The following is a 20,514-nucleotide window of genomic DNA, read 5'->3' as shown; positions in this document are numbered from 1 at the left end:
ACTATCTTTAGGCCCACAATACAATTGACTAATGCAACTACTTAGGGTTCTTCTTGCGGCACCATTTTCCTTTGCCTGGCTATGCATTACGAATATCAGAAATACTTTCTATGACCTGGAGGTGTTAAAGAGCACTGGTTTCAGCATACCTGTAATTTGTGTTGGCAACCTCTCAGTAGGGGGCACAGGCAAAACACCAACCATCAATTACCTTGTCGATTACTTGTTGTCGATGGGTAAGAATGTGGCGGTGATCAGCCGGGGATATGGCCGAGTTACAAAAGGTTTTTTAGTTGTCGATGAGCTGTCTGGTGCTGCGTCAGTCGGTGATGAGCCACTTTTGTTTTTCAAAAGGTGGTCTGGAAAAGTTGTTGTGGCAGTGGGTGAGAAAAGGGTGACGGCTATCAAAAGTATAAGGGAGAAATACCCAAAACTGGATGTGATTCTCATGGACGATGGTTTCCAGCACCGGGCTGTGCGACCATCTACTTCAATACTTCTCACTTCATTCCAAAACCCTTTTTATCGAGACTTTATAATGCCATCTGGGTCTTTAAGAGAAGGGCGAAGGTGGGCCAGAAGAGCTGATATTATTGTAGTGACAAAATCGCCTGAGAAAATGTCTCAAGGGAAGAAGGACGAAATGAGAGCAAAGATTCAAACATACGCACAGGTAGGCACACCTGTCTTTTTTTGTTCTATACAATACGGACGCCCCGTGTCGTTTGGGAAAAAAGGTGAGTGGAATAAGAGAGTGTTTTTGATTACAGGTATTGCCAGCCCGGCGCCATTATTGGATTATTTGAAAATTGAGGGAATTGAGGTGGTAACGCATTGGGAAAGGGCTGATCACTTTGCCTACAGTGATCAGGAAATGGAAAAGATCATCGGTGAATATCAAAACATCGGCAATTGCGTTATTCTTACCACAGAAAAGGATTATGTAAAAATGAGCAATCCGAAGTTTCAGCAGTATTTGGACAGTGCGCCATTTTTTTATATCCCGATAGAGTTTTCCTTTTCAAAAGAAAAAGAAAACTTTGAGGCTGTAATAGCAGAGAAGGTAACTAAAAACCTGGGCAAGTCAATTTGAAGATCACACTAAAAATTGCGGTAATTGGATGTTTCGCCACGGGGCTTGCTCCGAGTGTTTCCCATGCACAGATGCTGGACGATTCAACAAAAAATGTTTATTCCTCCAGAACAACGTTTTGGTTTTCAGAAGCTGACGTAAAAGCATTATCTGATTCACTCCATGTGCTAGATACCCTGCTCTATGGGCTGGAGAATTTTGACGCAGTTGATGTTTCAAACCATACCCTGGTTGACCTGGGCAACAATGGAACAGCCACCAGGTCTTTGTACTACTTGTTCCCGTCGACAATAGGAGCGACGTTAGGTATCAATGCCTACGACCCCTACTTTATACCCTCCTCTGAGATAAAATACTTTGATACAAAATCGCCCTGGATCAAAATAAAAACTGTCGTGGGCGGCTCAGGAAGAAGCGTGGTGGACGTTGGTTACTCAAGAAACATCAATCCACGGTGGAATTTAGGGGTAGATTTTAAATTGCTAACATCGGATAAGCAGATTGGTTCTTCTTCCAGTCGGGGTGACCGAAATGTGAACAGCACGACCTGGGATTTGTACACCAGCTATAAGTCAAAAAATGAGAAGTATCAACTGCTTTTTAACGTTGACCGGATCAAACACCAGGTGCTTGAAACTGGGGGTATCGATGTGAGTGAAGATGCTTCAACCGCTGAGCTTTTTCAATACCTTGATTCTCCTATCAAGCTCACAGGGGTGAAAGCTTACGACTATAAGATCAACTTCCACCTTTTTCAGAAATACAAAATCACTGATGAGCTTCAGGTTTACTATCTGCTCGACAAAGGAAGGCACGACAATAGTTTTGAAGACCCTACGCCAACCAGCAACGCCTCGGCCTATCCAAATATCTTAATCACCAGCGACAGCACGGCAGATCTGATTCAGATGAGAGCGCTGCTTAATGAAGCCGGGGTGCTGGGGAAAATAGGCGGGTTGAGTTATAATTTTTACCTGAAGCAGAGGTATGTGACTTACAATGACCGCTTCTCGTCTCCTTTTGGCCGCCAGTCAGAGAGCTATGGAGGGGCAAAAATCAATGTAAGGTTGTTTGACATATGGGACACAGATGCCAAAGTTGAATACCTTCAGGGAGGACTTTTTGATATTGAGGGGAGGACTACTTTGCCATTTCTCAATTTGTGGTTGCGAAGCATGAGGTACAAGCCAGGCTACCAGCAGCTCTATTATTTTGGAAATCACTATAGCTGGGTTAATGACTTCGAACCACAAAGAGCTGATAGATTGGGGGGTGAGTTGAATGTTAAGCTTGGCCCCGTCACACTCAAGCCTGGGCTTAATCTGACCAGGGTGGCCAACTATGTTTACTTTGGTGCAGACTCTCTTCCACATCAATCCCTATCAGCTGCCGGACAGTTGCTGGTTAATCCCAGTGCTGCGGCGGAGCTTACCATTGGCAAAGGCTTTCACCTGAACCCTCAAGTGATTTACACTGCTGTTACTGGTACTGACTCAGAGATTTGGAGGATGCCTGAGTGGCTGATCAATACGAGGTTCTACTATGAAGGGGTATGGTTCAACGACTACCTGCCTGTGCAACTTGGCGTTGACCTGAACTGGAAATCGACTTACTATGGACATGCTTACAATCCCGTTATTCAGCAGTTTTACATCCAGAATAGCTTTGCCATCGATTCGTATTTGACTGTAGATGTATTCCTGAACTTCAAAGTAGGCAATGCACGATATTTTGCCAAGATGACGCACGCAAACCAACCCGGCACCGCCGATGGCTATTTCATTTCGCCCTATTACCCGGGACAGCGCCGGGTATTTGACCTCGGTGTCACCTGGTATTTCTTTGACTAAATAACTGCCTCAATGGAAGCAAAGAGTAAAACCACACTTGGCCTGGAGCTGCCTACCGATCCCCGCTGGACAGATATCGCCAATATGCAGATTGAGGATATTCTCGTCGATCATGCTTATTGTGAGCAAAAGGCGGCTTCTTCATGCATTTCACTCATCATGCTCTATCCTGAACGAGAGAAGTTGTTGGAAGTGTTGGTGCCTGTGGTGGCAGAGGAGTGGAGTCACTTTGAAAGAGTGATAGAGCAACTTAAGAAAAGAGGCTTCGGCTTGGGGAGACAACGGAAGGACGAGTATGTGGCCAGGCTTAATGAGGTAGTGAGAAAGGGTGGCTCCCGCAACCAGCAGTTGGTGGAAAAGCTATTGCTGAATGCGCTGATTGAAGCCAGAAGCTGCGAGAGGTTCAAACTGCTGCACAAGCATATTGCGGATGAAGAGTTGAAAAAGTTCTATTATGAATTGATGGTTTCAGAAGCTGGCCACTATCATAATTTCATTGAGCTGGCGGAAGAATACATGCCAAAGGATTATGTGAAAGTTAGATGGAGCGAGTTCTTAGAAGCTGAGGCCGCAATAATGAAATCGCTTACTGTGAGAGGAGACAGGATGCATTGACGAACCAGGAATATATAAAGCAAAAAAGGTTTAGGAGTCTCCCCTAAACCTTTTTGTTAATGCAGAATTGAAACTAGCCAAGTTTTATCTGCTGTTGCATAAATGGCTGCTTATAGAAACGCTGTCCGGTAGCTTTGTACATAGCGTTGGCCAGCGCACCTCCTGCCGGTGGCAACGATGGTTCGCCGAGACCCGTAGGGTCATTCGTGTTTTTGACAAAGTGACATTCAATAACCGGAGGCGCTTCTCCCATTCTGATCAGCCTGTAGTTGTTGAAGTTGCTTGCCTGTGGCGCACCATTCACAAAGGTCATGTCGCCATACATAGCGTGCCCGATACCGTCGATGATGCCACCTTCAATCTGGTTTTTGGCAGCTATTGGGTTGATCACTATCCCGCAATCAACAGCGCAGGTTACTTTTCTTGTGCTCGGCTGGCCTTTTTTGTTGACAACCTCGGCCACCATCGCCACATAAGAATTGTGCGAGTAGTAAGCACTGAAGCCCTTGCTCACTCCATCTTCAGTAGTTGACCAGTTGGCTTTTTCGGCAGCAAGCCTGATCGCACCAATCATTTTCTCTGGCTCGAAGTCTACCGTGCCAACGGGATCAGATTTAGCCTTTTCGAGTAAATCAAGTCTCAATTGCACAGCATCAACTCCCATCTCCTCGGCCACTTCGTCGATAAAGCTTTGTTCGGCATAAGCCAGGAAGTTGGTGATGGGTGCACGCCAGGCGCCTGTGGTAATGTTGCTGTCCTGTCCATACGACTCCACCCTGTAGTTAGGAATGGATCCAGCCGGAAACCAGTTTTCACGAGTCCAGCCGTTACCGTTGATGCCGGTGCCAACTAAATGGTATGCCACCAGCTTGCCGTCTTTTACACCGGCTTTGAATTTGTATTTGGAAGCCGGGCGATAAATGCCCGCTGTCATGTCGTCTTCTCTTGTGTACACCAGCTTGATGGGCGTGTTGGATAGTTTTGAAATTTCGGCTACTTCCAGCACAAAATCACCATAAAGCCTGCGGCCGAAACCGCCGCCCATACGGGTCATGTCGATGAAGATTTCCGTTTCGGGCCGTCCTAATAGCTCAGACACCTGGCGTCTTGTTCTCTCGGGTGTTTGTATAGGGCCAATGAGATCAACCTTGGCTGCCGTCACATGTCCGTAGAAATTCATGGGCTCCATGGGATTGTGCGGCAGAAAAGGGCCTTCGAAAGTTTTCTCAATTACTTTGTCGGCGGTTTTGAAGGCGGCGTCCACATCGCCATCGTTTCTTCTGGGCTCTCCATTTTTTGTGCCCAGCAAGGCCATCATTTGCTTGTCATGATATTCCGTGCTCTCGGCAGGTGTTTCTTGTTCCCACTCAGCTTTCAGCGCTTTCTTGCCTTTCATAGCTGCCCAGGTTGTGTTGCCCAGTACCGCTACTTTGTTGCCAAACTGGATAACATCAGAAACACCGGTTACCTTTCTGGTTTCGCTGTCGTCGAACGACTTTAGTTTGGCACCAAAAGAAGGGGGGCGTAGCACGACCGCTACTTGCATTCCTTCTTTCTTCAAATCCATGCCATACTGTGGCTTGCCGGTAATGATTTTTTCTATGTCAACGTTTTTGGTGTCGGTGCCAATGATTTTGAAGGCAGATGGGTCTTTCAACTCCACCTCTTCAGGCACGGTTACGGATGCAGCAGCGGAGGCTATTTGTCCATAGGTGAGTGTTTCACCTTTTACGTTTTTGATGACTCCCTCAGAAGTAGTCAGGGTTGAGGCATCTACTTGCCACTGTTTGGCAGCCGCTTCCATCAGCATCTTTCTGGCCGTAGCTCCCGCCATTCTCAGCCCTTTCCATGAACTTCTCAGCGACTGACTGCCGCCAGCCACTTGTCTCACAAACTTCTCGGTGTCGAGCGGGGCTTGCTCAACAACGACGTCTTTCCAGGCCACATCCAGCTCTTCAGCCACTATCATCGGCATTGAAGTTTTGATGTTTTGGCCTACTTCCGGGTTTGGCGACATGATGGTAACGAGGCCGTTCTCGCCTATCTTGAGATAAGCATTTACATTGAACCACTCTTTAGGCGCTCCTTTTATCGCAGTTTCAGCGCTGGGACTGCACGATACCAGCCAGTTGAAGCCTATCACTAAGCCACCACTACCAGCCGCTGACACTTTCAGAAAGGATCTTCTGTTGTATGATGTTTTTATTAAAGTCATGATTTCGGATTTTTGGAATAGACTTAAACGCTTGCGGAAGCCGTCTTGATGGCTGCCTTGATACGGTTGTAAGTAGCACAACGGCAAATATTGCCATTCATGGCGCTTTCTATTTCCTCGTCCGTTGGAGAGGCATTTTTCGACAGCAGGGCTGCGGCGTTCATGATCTGACCTGCCTGACAATAACCACACTGGGGTACGTCGTGCTCTCTCCAGGCGTTCTGAAGAGGGTGAGAGGCATCGGCAGATAAGCCTTCAATGGTCACCACAGACTTGTCTCCCAGCGTTGAAATCGGCATAGAGCAAGACCGGACAGCATCGCCATCAACATGAACCGTGCATGCACCACACATAGCTATTCCACAGCCAAATTTGGTGCCTACCAAATCGAGGTTGTCACGAAGCACCCAAAGCAGTGGGGTGTCCGCATCTACATCAACCTGGTGTTCTTTTCCATTAACTTTTAGATTAAACTGGGCCATAATGTAAGAGTTGATTTACTGAATACTTTCAAAGTACCAATAATTGGTCAGATTTCATAGACGTCTGGGATGGCTGGAAAAATGCAGTTGTAAAGTGTTTCGAATACCATGCTATCCAGTCACTTACGAAATCATAAAGCCGTGCAGGAAGCTATGAGCGTTCTTCACTTTTCTGCGTGTAAATCGCTTTGGTCTGGTCTTTTTAGTTTGATAAAAGCAACCGAAATAGCTGCAAGTATTAACAGCGTGCCAGCCAGCCTGATAGCATTTACCGGACTATTGCCAAGCCACGATGAGTAGTACATTGGTATTGTGAACGTTTCGAGCAACATAGGAGTGACGATAAACATGTTGAAAATGCCCATATATACGCCCGTTCTTTCCGGCGGAATACTGCCTGCAAGCATGACATAGGGGTTTCCCATCATGCTTGCCCAGGATAGCCCCATACCAATGATAGGAATGAAGACCATGCCAGGAGTGTTTAGCTCCGGAATCAAGAGCAAGCCAGCACCGGCCAGAAACATACATGCGCCGTGAATCCACTTTGGGCCATATTTTTGTGCCAGCATAGCTAACCCGAAAGCCGCAAAAAAGGCAATGAAATTGTAAAAAGCCCCAATTTGCCCCACCAGCAGGTCAGCTTTTCTGAAGCCAGGGTCAAGCACATCAGTTGTGCCAAAAAGCGATTTTGATAGCGACTTGGCTATGTACTGCCAGTAAATGAACATAGCATACCAGCTAAACAGCATCATGGGCAGCATCTGCTTCATCGTGAGAGGCATTTCTTTGAAAGCCGTCGCAATTTCAGCAATGGTCGAGCCTATGCCCTTGGGTTGGCTTCTGATGTGGGCCTTTTCTTCCTCCGAAATAGGGATTTCTTTCGTGGTTTTCAACGTCCACAGGATAGAGCCTATGGACACCACAGCGCCAATCATGAAAGCGATGATTGTTGTGACAGGGATACCGCTGTCATTTTTTGCAAGTTCACTGACGCCGAAAAAAATAAGTAGAGTGGGGGTGAGGTATGAGAGGGTTTGTCCAAGACCGGTGAAAGCACTTTGGGTTAAAAAGCCCAGGGAATGTTGCTCCTTGGGCAGTTTGTCGCTAACAAACGCCCGGTAGGGCTCCTGAGTGATATTATTGGCCGCATCTAGGATCCAAAGCACGCTTGCTGCCATCCACACAGTGCTGCTATATGGCATCACGAGCAGACTAAGACTACAGAATATAGCGCCTATGAGAAAATACGGAGTCCGGCGGCCCCATTTGGTGATGGTTTTGTCGCTTATGGCTCCGATGATGGGCTGAACGATGAGCCCGGTCATAGGGCCTGCCAGCCACAGGAGGGGGAGCTCACTTTCTTCAGCCCCCAAGTATGAGTAAATGGGGCTCATGTTGGCTTGCTGCAGGCCGAAGCTGTACTGGAGCCCGAAAAAGCCAAAATTCATGTTGATGATTTGCCAGAATTTGAGTGTAGGCTTGCCCATAAAAAACTCTGATTACTAACCTGGTTGTTGTCAGGAAGGTAATAACGTGCAGAAAATTGTTTTTGCAATGGAATTCCCACCTTTTAACTGCCACTCGCAAAAATTGTTTGCATCCACTGTAAGCCGTTTCTATAACAGCATTCCAAAAGCTGCTACAACTGTCATTGCTATTATAAACCACCGATACTGCTTCTCAGGAATTTTCTTAATGATGGCCACTCCGATGAGGGCGCCAAGACCAATCGCCGGTAAGGTGACAAGGTCAAAAAGGAAGGAGTCTACCGTGATGGTGTGCCAGCTGAAGATGTGAAAAGGCAGCTTGAACCAATTGAGAACCATAAAGAACCAGGCTGCCGTACCGATGAATGAATTTTTTGGCAAGTGTACGGAGAGCAGGTAAAGGGCCATAACAGACCCTGCGAGGTTACCAACCATTGAGGTAAACCCGCCTGCAACGCCCATGAGTGCTGCAAACCAAAAGTAAGCCGGCACCTTTTCTTCATTTTTTTTCCTCTTCTCCAGCCAAATCATTAGGCCGACCGAAACAAAAATGATGATGGCCATGATGAGCTTGAAGGCCTCGTCGTCGATATAGTTGCCCACCCAGGTGCCGAGCAAGGTTCCTGCTGCCGCCCAGGGAAAGAGCTTCCAGAGGTGATCCCACGCAGCATGCCGGTGGTAGTACACCACTCCAAAAATATCAGCAAGGCACAAAATAGGCAGGAGGAAGCCGCTCGACTGCTTGCCACCAAACACAGCAGCCAGCAGCGGCACCGCTATCATTCCTGCCCCATGAACGCCTGTTTTGGACATGCCAATGAGCACTGACACCGAAAGTATCATCCACAAATCAGAGTGGGAAAGCTCATAGGAGAAAAGTTCTATCAACTAAGAATGAGGTTTGGCGGTGGTCAGTTTCTATCAATAAAATTGAAGGTGAAACTAGTCAAGGCCAAATTAATAACCGAAATTTTTTAAGCCGGACAGTTTAAAAGATCAGGTTTTCTGCTTTTTCTTTTTTGCAGCCGGGAAAAGTATGTTGTTGAGAATCAGCCGGTAGCCAGGGGAATTGGGGTGTAGATTGAGGTCGGTAGGGGGGTCGCCCACAAGGTGTTGGTAATCTTCAGGGTCGTGGCCACCGTAGAAAGTATAAAAGCCCTTGCCAAATATGCCATGAAGATACCGCACTTCGCCAATGCTCTTGTTTTCTCCCATTACCACTACATCGGGCTTAACGGTTGCATTTCTAAAAGCAGTTGTTTGTCCCATAAAACCTTTGATGATCCGTTCATGGTTCTGGGTGAGCATGGTGGGAATGGGATCCCACTTGGCGCTGAACTCAAACAAATTGAAGTAATCGTTTCTTTCAATGACTCCCCGCTCGTTGGGCTGCATGTCGATGTTCGAGTATTCGTATTCAAGTGGCCGGCGTTCCAGCAGGAAGTCGCCGAAAGCAAATGTTTTACTAAAATCCAGCTTTTGCTGTGCCCGTGGGTCGGCCGGATCGCCGTCGTACATGCTTTCGCAGATGTCGATACCCTCCGCAGCCAGGGCAATGTCGTAGGAGTCGGTAGCCGAGCACATGGCAAAAAGGAAGCCGCCGCTACCCACAAAGTCTCTGATTTTTTTCGCCACGCCCAGTTTCATTTGCGATACTTTCATGAAGCCGTGCTTTCTGGCCATTTCTTCATAGTCCCTTTGCTGCTCTATGTACCAGGGGTAGTTGCCATAGGCCCGGTAAAACTTTCCATACTGGCCTGTAAAATCTTCGTGATGCAAATGCAGCCAGTCATACTTGGGTAGCTCGTTGTACAGGATTTCTTCATCAAAAATGACGTCGTATGGGATTTCAGCGTAAGACAGCACCATGGTTACAGCATCGTCCCAGGGTAGCTTACTTTTTGGTGAGTAAACGGCAATTTTTGGGTATTTTTCCAGCCGCATGGCGTCCATATTGGAGGAGGGGCTTGCAATCACTTCAAGTATCTGGCCGGCTTCGGCATCGGAAATTACCTCATAGCTTACGCCCCGGATAATCAGCTCATTCTCAAAAGCCTGGTAATATTTGAACATAAAACTACCGCCCCGGTAGTTGAGTAGCCAGTCTATCTCAATATCCTTTGAAAGCACCCAATAGGCCACACCGTACGACTTCAGGTGGTTCGTTTGGCTGTTGTCCATGGGAATAAGGATAGAAGACGAGAATGCCTTACCACCAATAAACAGAAAGATACACAGGAGAAATATAATGCGTTTCATCTACTCAAAATTTTTAAATTGAACCCGGCTGATCGGAGCCACCTTCTTGCTCCTGAAGTTCAACTTTGTCCATTAAATCTAACAGAACTAACGTTAAATTCAATGAGTCGTTTCCTCCTGGCGGAAAGTTGAGCAATTTGGTCACTTTCAATAAAGTTGGGAACAGTTTTCAGGCAAAGTTAATTCTCTTTTAAGCATGATAGCGTTAGAAATTATTTTCCTGTAGCACTTCTGCTCTCTTTTTTAGCCTCTGCACTGCCCGGTTGGCGGGATCAAGTTCCAACGCCTTGTTGATATATTTGTAAGCACTTTCCAGGTCGCCTTTTTGAAGGTAAATATCGCCAAGAACAACATAGGGCTTTGGTACTTTCTTGTCTTTGAAGCATTTCTTGAGCTTGAAGGCAAGTTCGAGTGCGTTATCATAGTTGCCAAGGGCTGCTTCCAGCGTTGACTCGTAGCCAATGAGGAAAGGGGCAGGTTTTTTAAGCGATAAATTATAGCTCTTGAGAGTGTCGAGTGCTTTTTTTGGCCCGTATAAGTAGTTTACGATCTCGAAATATTCGGAGATAAAGTATACCTCTTCAGGGTATTTTTGGCCAATCAAGCCGAAGTTTTTCAAGCCGGTCTGTAAAGCAATAGCAATCTTTTCTGCCGTTTTTGCGCTGTCCATTTCTTCCCTGGCGTTCAGGAATTCTATCAACATCACCGACACATCTGCCACTAGCTGCTCGTCCTCTGTAGCAAGATGTTTTTTTGTATTTATCTTTTCAAGTATTTCGTAGCGTTCCTTAATGTCGGGTGATATCCGGCCAACAAGGCTCTGGCCCAAGATAAATTCAGGGTCAAATGCTATGGATTTCCGGTATGACTGCTCAGCTTTTGTGTAGTCGGCATAGTCCATGATCTGCTTCCACCCAAGGTAATAATAGTGTTTAGCGGAGTCAGATGCGGTGCTCAGGGGCAATAACTGTGCTTTGGCTTGAATAAAAAACGTAAAGAGTGTAATAAAAAGTAATAAAACCCTACTCATTAACTGCATGTTGATAGCTTCTCAAAATGTAAAGCTATGCAAGTGAAGACGACCGCACAACAGGGCTTGGTATGAATGGCAAATGTAGTCGGTTCTGAGGTCAATGATTTCTCATAATGGGGTTTTGAAGTGCGCTTTACGTGCTGCAAAATACATTTAATAGAGATACACCATTAGTTATAGAAGGCGTTAGGAAACTGTTTTGACAGTACATTTATTAGATTTGCGAAGAATTTAAATTTCTTATGATCATCTTAGAAAACATCCGGGAAGGTATCAAGGCTGTGCAAACGAACACCCTGAGGTCAGTTCTTACAGCGATGATCATTGCGATAGGCATTACATCTCTGGTGGGTATTCTAACAGCCATAGAAGGTATACAGGCGTCTATCAACAATAGCTTATCTGATTTAGGAGCTAACACCTTTGATGTCAGAACCAAGCGATACGATAATCGCCGGTCGAGCGGAGTGGAAGAGAAACGATACCCGGCCATCAACTACCGTGAGGCCCGAAGGTTCCTTGACTTGTACAACTCTTATGGCACCCCCTCTCTAACTACCTGGGTAACCGGAGTAGCCGAGTTGAGCAGAGGGTCGAAGGTAACCAACCCAAACATGCGAATTGTGGGAGGAGATGCCAATATTCTGGTCGTTGAAGGTGGCGAGTTGTCGCAGGGGCGTAATTTTTCTCAAATTGAAGCCCAAAACGGGGCTAACGTCGTCATTATTGGCGACGAGGTGTATAGTAATTTGTTCGAAAAGAACGAAAATCCCGTCAATCAATTCATTACCGCCTATGGGATCAGGTTCAGAGTGATTGGAGTGCTTGAAAAACAAGGTAATATTGGCGGCGATAGTGGGCTGGATCGGTATTTTTTGGTGCCGTTGGAAACAGCAAGAAGGGTGGATCCACGACGAAACCTTCAATATACTATCACCGTAGCCATCAACGACCCTACCCAAATGGAATATGCGATGGGCCAGGCCACAGGTCTCATGCGATCTATTCGCAGAGACCCTTTAGGTGAGCCCGATTCATTTGATGTCGCCAGAAACCAGTCGTTGGCAGAGAGCCTTGAAGAGATTACCGGATACCTCCGAATAGGTGGCTTTGGAATCGGGTTCATCACACTTTTGGGGGCTTCCATTGGGCTTATGAATATCATGCTGGTTTCAGTAACGGAACGAACCCGGGAGATAGGCGTGCGAAAAGCACTTGGTGCCTCACCGACTAAAATCAGACAGCAGTTTCTCATAGAGGCCATAGTTATCACGCAAATGGGTGGTATAGGTGGTATTATATTGGGTATTCTGGTAGGCAACCTCATTGCTAAATTGCTGGAAGCCGATGGTTTTGTTATCCCCTGGTTTTGGATGATGGTCGGTTTGCTCATCGGCATGTTTGTAGGGATACTCAGCGGCTACCTTCCAGCCTACAAAGCCTCAAAGCTTGATCCCATCGAATCTCTCCGATTCGAATAATTGCCATGTAGTGGTAACAATTTCGTAAATTGTGCTTTCTTGCTTTTAAAGAATTCTGTTTCCGTGCAAGTACAATTTATGTTATCGACTACCTGGAAGTGCTTGTGGATTTTTTTCGGGCTAATTTTCCTATCCTTTTTTGCAAGGGGGCAGGAGATCGCCATCACCGGGGTTTACCAGGGCAAATCTTTATTTATTCAAAACCCACTCTCTGAGGGTGTAGAGAAGTTTTGTGTAAGGGAGGTATTGCTCAATGGACGAACATTGAATCTCAATCTGAAACTTTCAGCGCTTGAGATTGACTTCAAAGGACTCGACTTATACACGCCGGTTTCGATAAGAGTGCTGCACGATACCATTTGTTCTCCGAAGATTGTGAACCCGCAGGCCATTTTCTGGCATAGCTCCTTTCGGTTTAATAGCATTGTTTTCATTGAAGAGGAAATCAAGTGGAACACCAGAGGAGAGAGAGAAAGAGCATCTTATATTATAGAAAGACTGGGAGGGGAAGACTGGATAGAAATAAACGAAATTCCTTCACAGGGGCAGTTTGCGTCCAGTGATTATTCATACTTTCCCGAATTGACTGAAGGCTCGAATAAATTCCGGGTGAAGTACAGGGCGAGTGCTAACAACTATCTGTATTCTGATGAGGTTGAGTTTGTTTACTACAAGGTGCCCATCACCTTCACGCCAAAGGTGGTGTCAGACAAAATGACGCTATCGAGGGCAACTGCTTTCGAAATCCTAAATGAAAAGGAAGAGGTAATCCTGACAGGGAACGCCAAAGAAATCCCTCTTCGCCTTTTGAAACCCGGCAACTATTACATCATTCTCGACGGTTTTAAGGAGTCGTTTGTTAAGAAGTGATTGGTGATGCTGGTTGCTAAACCAATGCTATTCCAAAGAACCTGTCCAAAACAGTCAAGACGAAGATAATACCCAACACAATCGGACAGAAGTAGCTTACCATGATGTTGATGAATTTTTCAACGAAGGAGCCGTGATAGTTAGGATAACCCTGGGCAATTTCTTCATTGAGATTGTGTTTTTTCCATACATAGGCACCGAAAAACGAAATCAGGCAGCCGCCCAGTGGCAGCAGGCTATCATTAGCAATGTCCGACACCAGCGTCATGAAATCGGTGGGATTGTCGTTACCCATATAAGTAATAAAAGAAGAGAAGAAAGAAGAATAGCCATTGGCCATCAGCGATGGGATACCTACGATAAAAATGATGGCAGCTATAAGCCAAACAGCCTTTTTTCTATCTATTTTGAGTTCATCTACTGCATAGGCCACGGGTACCTCTAGAAGCGATACGGTGCTGGTGAGAGCTGCAAAAGAAAGCAAAAGGAAGAAAGAGGCTCCGACCACAATGCCGAGAATTGGGCCAAATGACTCAAAAACGCCAGGAAGTGTGGCAAAAATAAGGCCCGGACCACCGGTGACCTCGTGCAAGTTTCCCTCACTCATGTAGGCAACGAATGGAAACATCATCAAACCTGCCAAAAATGCCACGGAAATATCTGTGAGGGTGATCAGAGCTGCGGAAGAGATGATGTTCTCTTCTTTGGACACGTAGCTGCCGTAGGTAATGAGTGCTCCCATACCTAAAGAAAGAGAAAAGAATGCCTGACCAAGTGCACTGTATACTACTTCAAAATTGATTTCGGAAAAGTCGGGTACGAGGTAAAACTTAACTCCCTCCATGGCGTGTGGTAGGGTCATGGCGTATGCTACCAGGGAAATAATAAGAATGAGGAGGGTAGGCATCAGAATTTTGGAAGCCTTTTCGATGCCACCAGACACACCTTTTGAAACGATAAAAGCTGTAGAGAACATAAACACGGCACCGTAGGCGCCAATTTTAACCACATCTTTGATGTAATCTCCAAACTGCCCTCCGATGGCAAAGTTGCCCATTAACATTTCGAGAAAGTAGCCAAAGGCCCAACCGGCCACCACGTTATAGAAAGAAAGGATAAGCACACCGGCTAGCACCCCCATTTTCCCAAGAAACTTCCATTTTGGAAATCCGAGCGCCCCAAATGCTCCAACTGGGTCTTTTTGGGTTTTTCGGCCGATGGCAATTTCAGTCACCATCACCGGAAAACATAGAATGAAGCAAAAGCCGAGGTACATCAACACAAAGGCTGCTCCTCCACCGTCAGCCACTTCAAATGGGAATTTCCAGATGTTGCCCAAACCAACAGCCGAACCAGCTGCTGCCGCAATGAAACCGATCTTACTATTGAAATTCCCTCTAGAAGCCATTTGGTAGTTAGGTTAAGTTTGTTTCCAACACGCAATCTATCAAATGCGATGAAAAATCTTCGTTCGACAGTCTGAGAATTATTTCTACGGTTAATCATGCGATGTGTGTAAGTGATTTAACAGATACAATCCATGATTGGATATCAGCTAGTTAACCCGGATGAGCGCCTCTTTGTGGAGAGACTGGTGGATGTTCAGTTTCATCCCATGTAAGGTTAGCATCCTAAGTCATTTATCGGGGATGGGGTATTTTGCGAAGTCAATGTAATTCCTTTTTGTCTTCAGCTTAAGTGTATTTGTTTTTATGGAGAGATTATTTAGCGAAAGTGAGTAACCAAAGCTGATTATTTACATCTGAAGGTGGCAAAATTCAATTTTTTCCGGTGTGGTGAACTAGCTGAGTGAATAGAGACGAGGTACTGGTTGTAGTCCACACTTACACGTGTATTAATTCGAAAGAGATTGACAAACAGGCTACTTGGACGATTTTTATATTTGAAAAATGCTGGGGTTGCATTTCGTGCGAACTCGAAATGACGTGACTACTTATAAATAAGTATTTATTATCAGCCAAATTAAATTGATATGAATATTATTGGTATTAATTATATAATTCCTATGTTTATGCCTCAATTGTATTTTTACAGGTTGTTGCACCGCTACTGAGAGATTTTATAGGTTAAGTTGTATGAATAATTTGATGTTGACCAATCCCACAAAAACTATAAAATAGAATAATAGCCAACTTTAGTTTTTCTTTAGGTAACCCCGAATTTTCATCAGCTATTCCTGGATTATTAGGATCATAACTTGATCTGAGGTCAGTGGTGTTTAGCTAGTCGTTCAACAATCTTTTAGTTCAAACACCTCTTATCTTCGACGAAACTTTTTGTAATAGCTCAGGTTCTTTGCTATTTGTATCGTCAATAGTTATGACTTTTTGACAAAAATAGTGTAATTATAAATCAGTGTTTTTTTCATCTGATCAAAATATGAATTGGACCATTTCTAACCTTAGCCGGTCATGAAGATAAATTTGGCAAAAATCAAACTGGCAATAATAGTTTGCCTTATTCCTTTTTTTGGTGCCAGGGCTCAGGAGTTCTCAGTGGGTGTTAACACTCTTACTCCCAACAGTAACGCTGTTTTGCATCTGGTTTCCCCAAATAGTAACCAGGGATTCCTTGTTCCGCAAGTTTCCACCAGTCAGAGGCAGTCTATGATTCCGATACTTGCTAGCGGAACGACAAACAATGGACTGATTGTGTACGACGGTGATGAAAACAGTTTCTACTACTGGGCCAATGGAGCCTGGCGCAAAGGATTAGGTGTGTTTGAAGGGGCTGTGGCTGGAGGAGATTTGACCGGGACGTTCCCGAACCCTGTCTTGAAGCCTTCCATTGTTACCTTCGATAAGCTTGCGCCTTTTAGTGTAATCGGCGAGAAGATAGCGCCCGGTGCTGTAACGACTGACAAAATTGAAAATGGTGCTGTTACCTCTGATAAATTGGCGGTAAGCGGAGCTACGGCAGGCACATTTGGCAATGAGACAACCGTGTCGCAAGTGACGGTGAACGACCGTGGCATTATCACGAGTGTGGCTAATGTGGCCATATCTATTGTGTCAGACAATATAGTTGATGGGAGCATTATTAATATTGACCTGGCTGACAATACTATTACTATTAATAAGATTGACGCCGAAGGGACGGTCTCCTCTGTATTGGGGACGGATTCAGCAGGTGCCCCAACCTGGATACCGCTGAGCAATTTTGCGAGCTCTACTTTAGCTACAAGCAATGTTTTTATTGGCAACGACACGGGGACGGCCTCTGCTCAACCCGTTATCGGTGATGCCACCCTTACCTACACAGCTTCAGGTGCCGACTTACAACTGGCAGCAGATGCGGTAACGGCCAACGAAATTGCTACAGATGCTGTCACTAGTAATGAAATTTTGGATGGAGCGGTACAGACCGCCGATATAGCTGATCAGAATGTTACAACAGTAAAAATTGTTGACGACGGTGTAACCGCTACCAAAATCAATGCTGATGTGGCTGGAGCGGGCCTAAGCTCCAATGGTACCACTGGTGCCCTGGATGTAAATGCAGGTAACGGATTAACCATCAATGGCGATGATCTGGAAGCGGACATTGCTCAGTTGGCTGGCCAGGGCCTGGGTGCAAACACAGGAACTGGGGCAGTAGATATTAAAGTAGACGGTACGTCGCTGGAAATTGCCTCGGATATTGTGCAGGTAGCGAGTGGGGGAATTAGCAATGCAAAGCTTGCCACTGATGCTGTTACTTCCGATAAAATTGCTGATGGCAGCGTGAGTGCAGCCGACATAGCGACCGGAGCCGTTAGTACCGATGAGATTTTGGATCTTACCATTACCACGGCGGACATAGCCAACGACGCAGTAACTAAAGATAAAATTAATGCTGATGTAGTAGGTGATGGCCTTGAACAATTTACCGATGGAACGCTAAGGGTGAAAGTAGGGAGTGGACTCTCATTCGATCCTGATAAAAAGTTACAGCTGGCGATTGTGCCTAACGATGACGAATTTTTGATTGGTACATCATCGGGTTTTGAGGGAACCACGGTTGTAGGAGACGTTAGTATGACTTACAACTCTGGTACAGACCGAATTGACTCCAAAATACAGCCAGATAAAGTGACTGCCACAGAAATCGCCACGGATGCGGTTGGGAGTGCTGAAATTCTAGCCGGGGCCGTAAACATCTCCGAGCTTGCCGATGGCGCTGTGACCAATCCGAAATTAGGTGCCGGTGCAGTGACCTCCGACAAAATAGCTGATGGTACTATTCAGGCAGTTGACATAGTGGATTTGGGCGTAACCAACCCCAAGATTGGTGACAATGCCATCACCACTGGTAAAATTGCAGACGGCCAGGTGCAGACATTGGATATTGCTAATGCAAATGTCACGACTGCAAAGATTGCCGATGGAAACGTGACAACAGCCAAAATAGCTGATGACAATGTTACGGCTGCCAAACTAAATCCTGATGTAGCCGGTGAGGGATTGCTTCCAAATGGGACTTCAGGGGCGCTTGATATTGGGGAGGGGAATGGAATCAAAGTAAACGCAAATGACATAGAAGTTGATCTGGGTGATATTGCGGGGGAGGCGCTGGCCGAAAACGTCGGTACAGGCGAGCTTGATGTTCAGTACGATGATGTGAGTATTGGATTGAATGCAAATAATCTGGAAGTTAAGGTCGATGGTATTACTACTCCAAGAATAAAAGATTTGGCAGTTACGGAGGATAAGTTGGCTGCCGGTTCAGTGTCGACAGGTAAAATACTTGATGGCACGATTCAAACAGGCGACCTTGGTGATAATATCATTACTGAAATAAAGTTGGTTGACAACTCAGTTACTACAGACAAAATAAGAGACGGTCACGTGCAAACTGCTGACATTGCCGATGACAATGTGACAACAATAAAAATTGCCGATGGCAATGTGACAACCGCAAAAATCAATGACGATGCGGTAAACGCTGCTAAACTCAATGCAGATGTAGCTGGGGCTGGTCTTATTCAAAATGGAACTACAGGCGCTATAGATATAGGCGCTGGCAGCGGGATCATAGTTAATGCGGACGACATTCAGATTGATATTTCCGGGATAGCTGGCACGGCCCTGTCTGATGATGACAGCGACGGAACCCTGGACGTGCAGGTAGATGGAAGTACAATTGGGGTAAATGGGAATGACCTTTACGTACCAGCTTCCGGTATTACAACCACACAACTTGCTGATGACGCAGTTACCACAGCTAAAATAGATGATGATGCTGTCACTACATCCAAAATTCTGGATGCCAATGTTACAACAGCCAAGCTCAACAACGACGCTGTTACAGCCGCTAAGCTCAATGCCGATGTTGCCGGAGCTGGTCTTATTCCGAACGGAACAACTGGAGCGATGGATATTGGCGTCGGAAATGGTATTATAGTCAATGCAGATAATATTCAGGTCGATATTTCGGGGATAGCGGGGACTGCACTCGCCGACGATGGAGCCGATGGAACCCTCGATGTGCAAGTGGACAATAGTACTATTGGATATAATGGCACTAGTTTGGAAGTAAAGGATGCTGGCATTACTACTACCCAACTTGCCGACAATTCTGTGACAAATGCTCAGATGGCAGACAATGCCATTAGCAATGCTGAGATGGCTGATAATGCCGTTGGGACTGCTGAAATAGCAGACGGTGCAATAACGACTGCTAAGATATTAGATGGAGAAGTACAAACTGGTGATATAGCGGATGGCACCATCCAAACAATAGATATTGGAGATAATCAAGTGACAGTTGGCAAACTCCAGAATGGGACACCAGGCAATACCCAGTTGATAGTTGCAGATCAAACTACTGGAGAGCCGGGTTATGTAAATCTATCAACGGTAATTGGGGATTTGGCAGGTAACGGGCTGGTAGGGAATGTGGAAAAGATCGATGCAAACGTCGATGATGTTACCATTGAAGTGGTAACTGATAAATTGCAGTTGAAGGATGGGGGAATTACCAATCCCAAGATAGCCAGTAGAACTATTACATTTGACAAGTTGGTTGGTACTACAGGCTTAGAAAATTCATTTTTAGTTAATAACTCGTCTAATTTTCCAAATTGGAATCAGCCAGGGCCTAATGCGGTTATTATTACAAATTCAGGAGGTGTGATTGGTTCTAAGCCGATTGGTGATTTTGCCACTAATAACCTCTCCTATGGAAGTATTTTTATCGGAAATTCGTTGGGAATAGCGACCCAGTTGAGTGTTAGTAATGATGGTAGTTTAATTATCGGTAATGGATCGTCAGCTGCGTCGCTGCCCTTGACTGGGGATATTAACCTAAATAGTGCTGGTGCGACGACAATTCAAAACAATGCTGTTCAGGGTGATGATATTGATGTGACCTCCGGTAACTTCGTTGTAGCTGGAGCCAATCAAGTACAGTTGAATAACGCAAACGGCCTTCAAGTAGCTAATGCCACTGATTTGAACGGTAGCCTCACGATGGATGGCTCAACTTTCAGTTTGGATGCAACCGGCGCATCGAATGTATCTACTTCTGGAGGCGCTTTAACACTGCAAGGTGCCGGTGGAGTGAATATCGGAGCCAACGGCGTGCTAACTGATGTGGTCGGTGGCTTGAATGTGACACAGGATGCTGACATTGACGGGAATGCTACTTTAAATGGTAATGTCACGCTCGGTAATGCTGCGATAGACGGCGTTACTGTGACAGGTGAAATACTGGGAGCGACACCGTTTAATTTTGAAGGGTCGGCTAATAATGACGTTTATACAAGCTTTGCAATCACTAACCCAACTTCTGCCCGCACGATCAGTTTTCCGGATGCGAGTGGTACGGTTGTCTTGTCAAGCGGTTTGTCGTTAGCCAATAATATGGCCTTAACTTCCGACAACAATGGTCAAATTGCTACAGCTGTCGATCTTCTGCCGTTCACGGTTGAAAGTAATGATATTAATATAGGAGATGACGCCGGTGATCAGATAGATTTCATTGGTCAGGTAGATTTTGCAGGCAATGTAGATGCGAACAATGGTTTGGATGTAAGTGGAGCTGATTTGACAGTAGCTACGAATGCATCGATTACAGGTAATACGACAGTGACTGGTAATACGAGAGTAGACGGCACCTTCCAGTT

General features: G+C 45.7%; 13 protein-coding genes. 6 read left to right on the top strand and 7 right to left on the bottom strand.

Features of this window, described 5'->3' with window-relative positions; translation table 11 throughout:
• Positions 1 to 31: 31 nt before the first annotated feature.
• The 3 genes from lpxK to GC130_RS23870 are packed head-to-tail and all read left to right on the top strand — an operon-like array spanning position 32 to position 3,558.
• A complete protein-coding gene (lpxK, locus tag GC130_RS23880) occupies positions 32 to 1,093 on the top strand; it encodes a tetraacyldisaccharide 4'-kinase (protein WP_152000888.1) in 1,062 nt (353 codons plus the stop codon).
• Positions 1,090 to 2,943, top strand: coding sequence for a putative porin (locus tag GC130_RS23875; RefSeq protein WP_152000887.1), 1,854 nt, complete (start codon positions 1,090 to 1,092; stop codon positions 2,941 to 2,943). Before lpxK ends, GC130_RS23875 begins: the two co-directional genes overlap by 4 nt.
• A gap of 12 nt (positions 2,944 to 2,955) precedes the next feature.
• Positions 2,956 to 3,558, top strand: coding sequence for a tRNA-(ms[2]io[6]A)-hydroxylase (locus tag GC130_RS23870; protein ID WP_152000886.1), 603 nt, complete (start codon positions 2,956 to 2,958; stop codon positions 3,556 to 3,558).
• A 73-nt stretch (positions 3,559 to 3,631) separates the two neighbouring features.
• Here the strand turns inward: GC130_RS23870 and GC130_RS23865 are convergent, their stop codons facing one another.
• The 6 genes from GC130_RS23865 to GC130_RS23840 all read right to left on the bottom strand — a co-directional run bounded on the left by GC130_RS23865 (position 3,632) and on the right by GC130_RS23840 (position 11,034).
• Positions 3,632 to 5,773: a xanthine dehydrogenase family protein molybdopterin-binding subunit gene (locus GC130_RS23865; RefSeq protein WP_152000885.1), complete on the bottom strand. Its 2,142-nt coding sequence runs from the start codon at positions 5,771 to 5,773 to the stop codon at positions 3,632 to 3,634.
• A 23-nt stretch (positions 5,774 to 5,796) separates the two neighbouring features.
• Positions 5,797 to 6,255, bottom strand: coding sequence for a (2Fe-2S)-binding protein (locus GC130_RS23860; RefSeq protein WP_152000884.1), 459 nt, complete (start codon positions 6,253 to 6,255; stop codon positions 5,797 to 5,799).
• A 164-nt stretch (positions 6,256 to 6,419) separates the two neighbouring features.
• On the bottom strand, positions 6,420 to 7,745 hold the full coding sequence (locus GC130_RS23855) for an MFS transporter (protein ID WP_152000883.1): 1,326 nt from the start codon (positions 7,743 to 7,745) through the stop codon (positions 6,420 to 6,422).
• Between the two features lie 129 nt (positions 7,746 to 7,874).
• Positions 7,875 to 8,633 carry a sulfite exporter TauE/SafE family protein gene (locus tag GC130_RS23850; RefSeq protein WP_152000882.1) on the bottom strand — a complete coding sequence of 253 codons (759 nt, stop codon included), beginning with the start codon at positions 8,631 to 8,633 and terminating at the stop codon, positions 7,875 to 7,877.
• A 108-nt stretch (positions 8,634 to 8,741) separates the two neighbouring features.
• On the bottom strand, positions 8,742 to 10,004 hold the full coding sequence (locus tag GC130_RS23845; RefSeq protein ID WP_152000881.1) for an asparagine synthetase B: 1,263 nt from the start codon (positions 10,002 to 10,004) through the stop codon (positions 8,742 to 8,744).
• A 205-nt stretch (positions 10,005 to 10,209) separates the two neighbouring features.
• On the bottom strand, positions 10,210 to 11,034 hold the full coding sequence (locus GC130_RS23840; protein WP_193217980.1) for a tetratricopeptide repeat protein: 825 nt from the start codon (positions 11,032 to 11,034) through the stop codon (positions 10,210 to 10,212).
• 245 nt (positions 11,035 to 11,279) lie between these two features.
• Here GC130_RS23840 and GC130_RS23835 point away from each other — a divergent pair, with 245 nt between their 5' ends.
• Positions 11,280 to 12,518 (top strand): ABC transporter permease, encoded by a 1,239-nt coding sequence (locus GC130_RS23835; protein ID WP_152000879.1) that lies wholly within the window; start codon positions 11,280 to 11,282, stop codon positions 12,516 to 12,518.
• A gap of 102 nt (positions 12,519 to 12,620) precedes the next feature.
• Entirely contained in the window at positions 12,621 to 13,388 is a 768-nt protein-coding gene (locus GC130_RS23830; protein ID WP_193217979.1) for a hypothetical protein, read from the top strand.
• Positions 13,389 to 13,404: 16 nt separating this feature from the next.
• On the opposite strand, the gene GC130_RS23825 is transcribed toward GC130_RS23830, so the two are convergent.
• Positions 13,405 to 14,796: a sodium-dependent transporter gene (locus GC130_RS23825; protein ID WP_152000877.1), complete on the bottom strand. Its 1,392-nt coding sequence runs from the start codon at positions 14,794 to 14,796 to the stop codon at positions 13,405 to 13,407.
• Positions 14,797 to 15,820: 1,024 nt separating this feature from the next.
• Here GC130_RS23825 and GC130_RS23820 point away from each other — a divergent pair.
• Positions 15,821 to 20,514, top strand: a 4,694-nt coding sequence (locus GC130_RS23820) for a hypothetical protein (protein WP_152000876.1), incomplete at its 3' end; no start/stop codon positions are given.

Origin of the sequence: Imperialibacter sp. EC-SDR9, assembly GCF_902498805.1 — a bacterium.
Taxonomy (GTDB): Bacteria; Bacteroidota; Bacteroidia; order Cytophagales; family Cyclobacteriaceae; genus Imperialibacter.
Note: the sequence above shows the minus strand (reverse complement) of the source record. Positions and strands in the feature narration are given on the sequence as shown.

Coding starts and splice junctions, on each gene's coding strand:
- GC130_RS23865 (WP_152000885.1), bottom strand. CDS start 5,773: ATGACTTTAATAAAAACATCATACAACAGAAGATCCTTTCTGAAAGTG.
- GC130_RS23845 (WP_152000881.1), bottom strand. CDS start 10,004: ATGAAACGCATTATATTTCTCCTGTGTATCTTTCTGTTTATTGGTGGT.
- GC130_RS23825 (WP_152000877.1), bottom strand. CDS start 14,796: ATGGCTTCTAGAGGGAATTTCAATAGTAAGATCGGTTTCATTGCGGCA.
- lpxK (WP_152000888.1), top strand. CDS start 32: ATGCAACTACTTAGGGTTCTTCTTGCGGCACCATTTTCCTTTGCCTGG.
- GC130_RS23835 (WP_152000879.1), top strand. CDS start 11,280: ATGATCATCTTAGAAAACATCCGGGAAGGTATCAAGGCTGTGCAAACG.
- GC130_RS23870 (WP_152000886.1), top strand. CDS start 2,956: ATGGAAGCAAAGAGTAAAACCACACTTGGCCTGGAGCTGCCTACCGAT.
- GC130_RS23840 (WP_193217980.1), bottom strand. CDS start 11,034: ATGAGTAGGGTTTTATTACTTTTTATTACACTCTTTACGTTTTTTATT.
- GC130_RS23860 (WP_152000884.1), bottom strand. CDS start 6,255: ATGGCCCAGTTTAATCTAAAAGTTAATGGAAAAGAACACCAGGTTGAT.
- GC130_RS23855 (WP_152000883.1), bottom strand. CDS start 7,745: ATGGGCAAGCCTACACTCAAATTCTGGCAAATCATCAACATGAATTTT.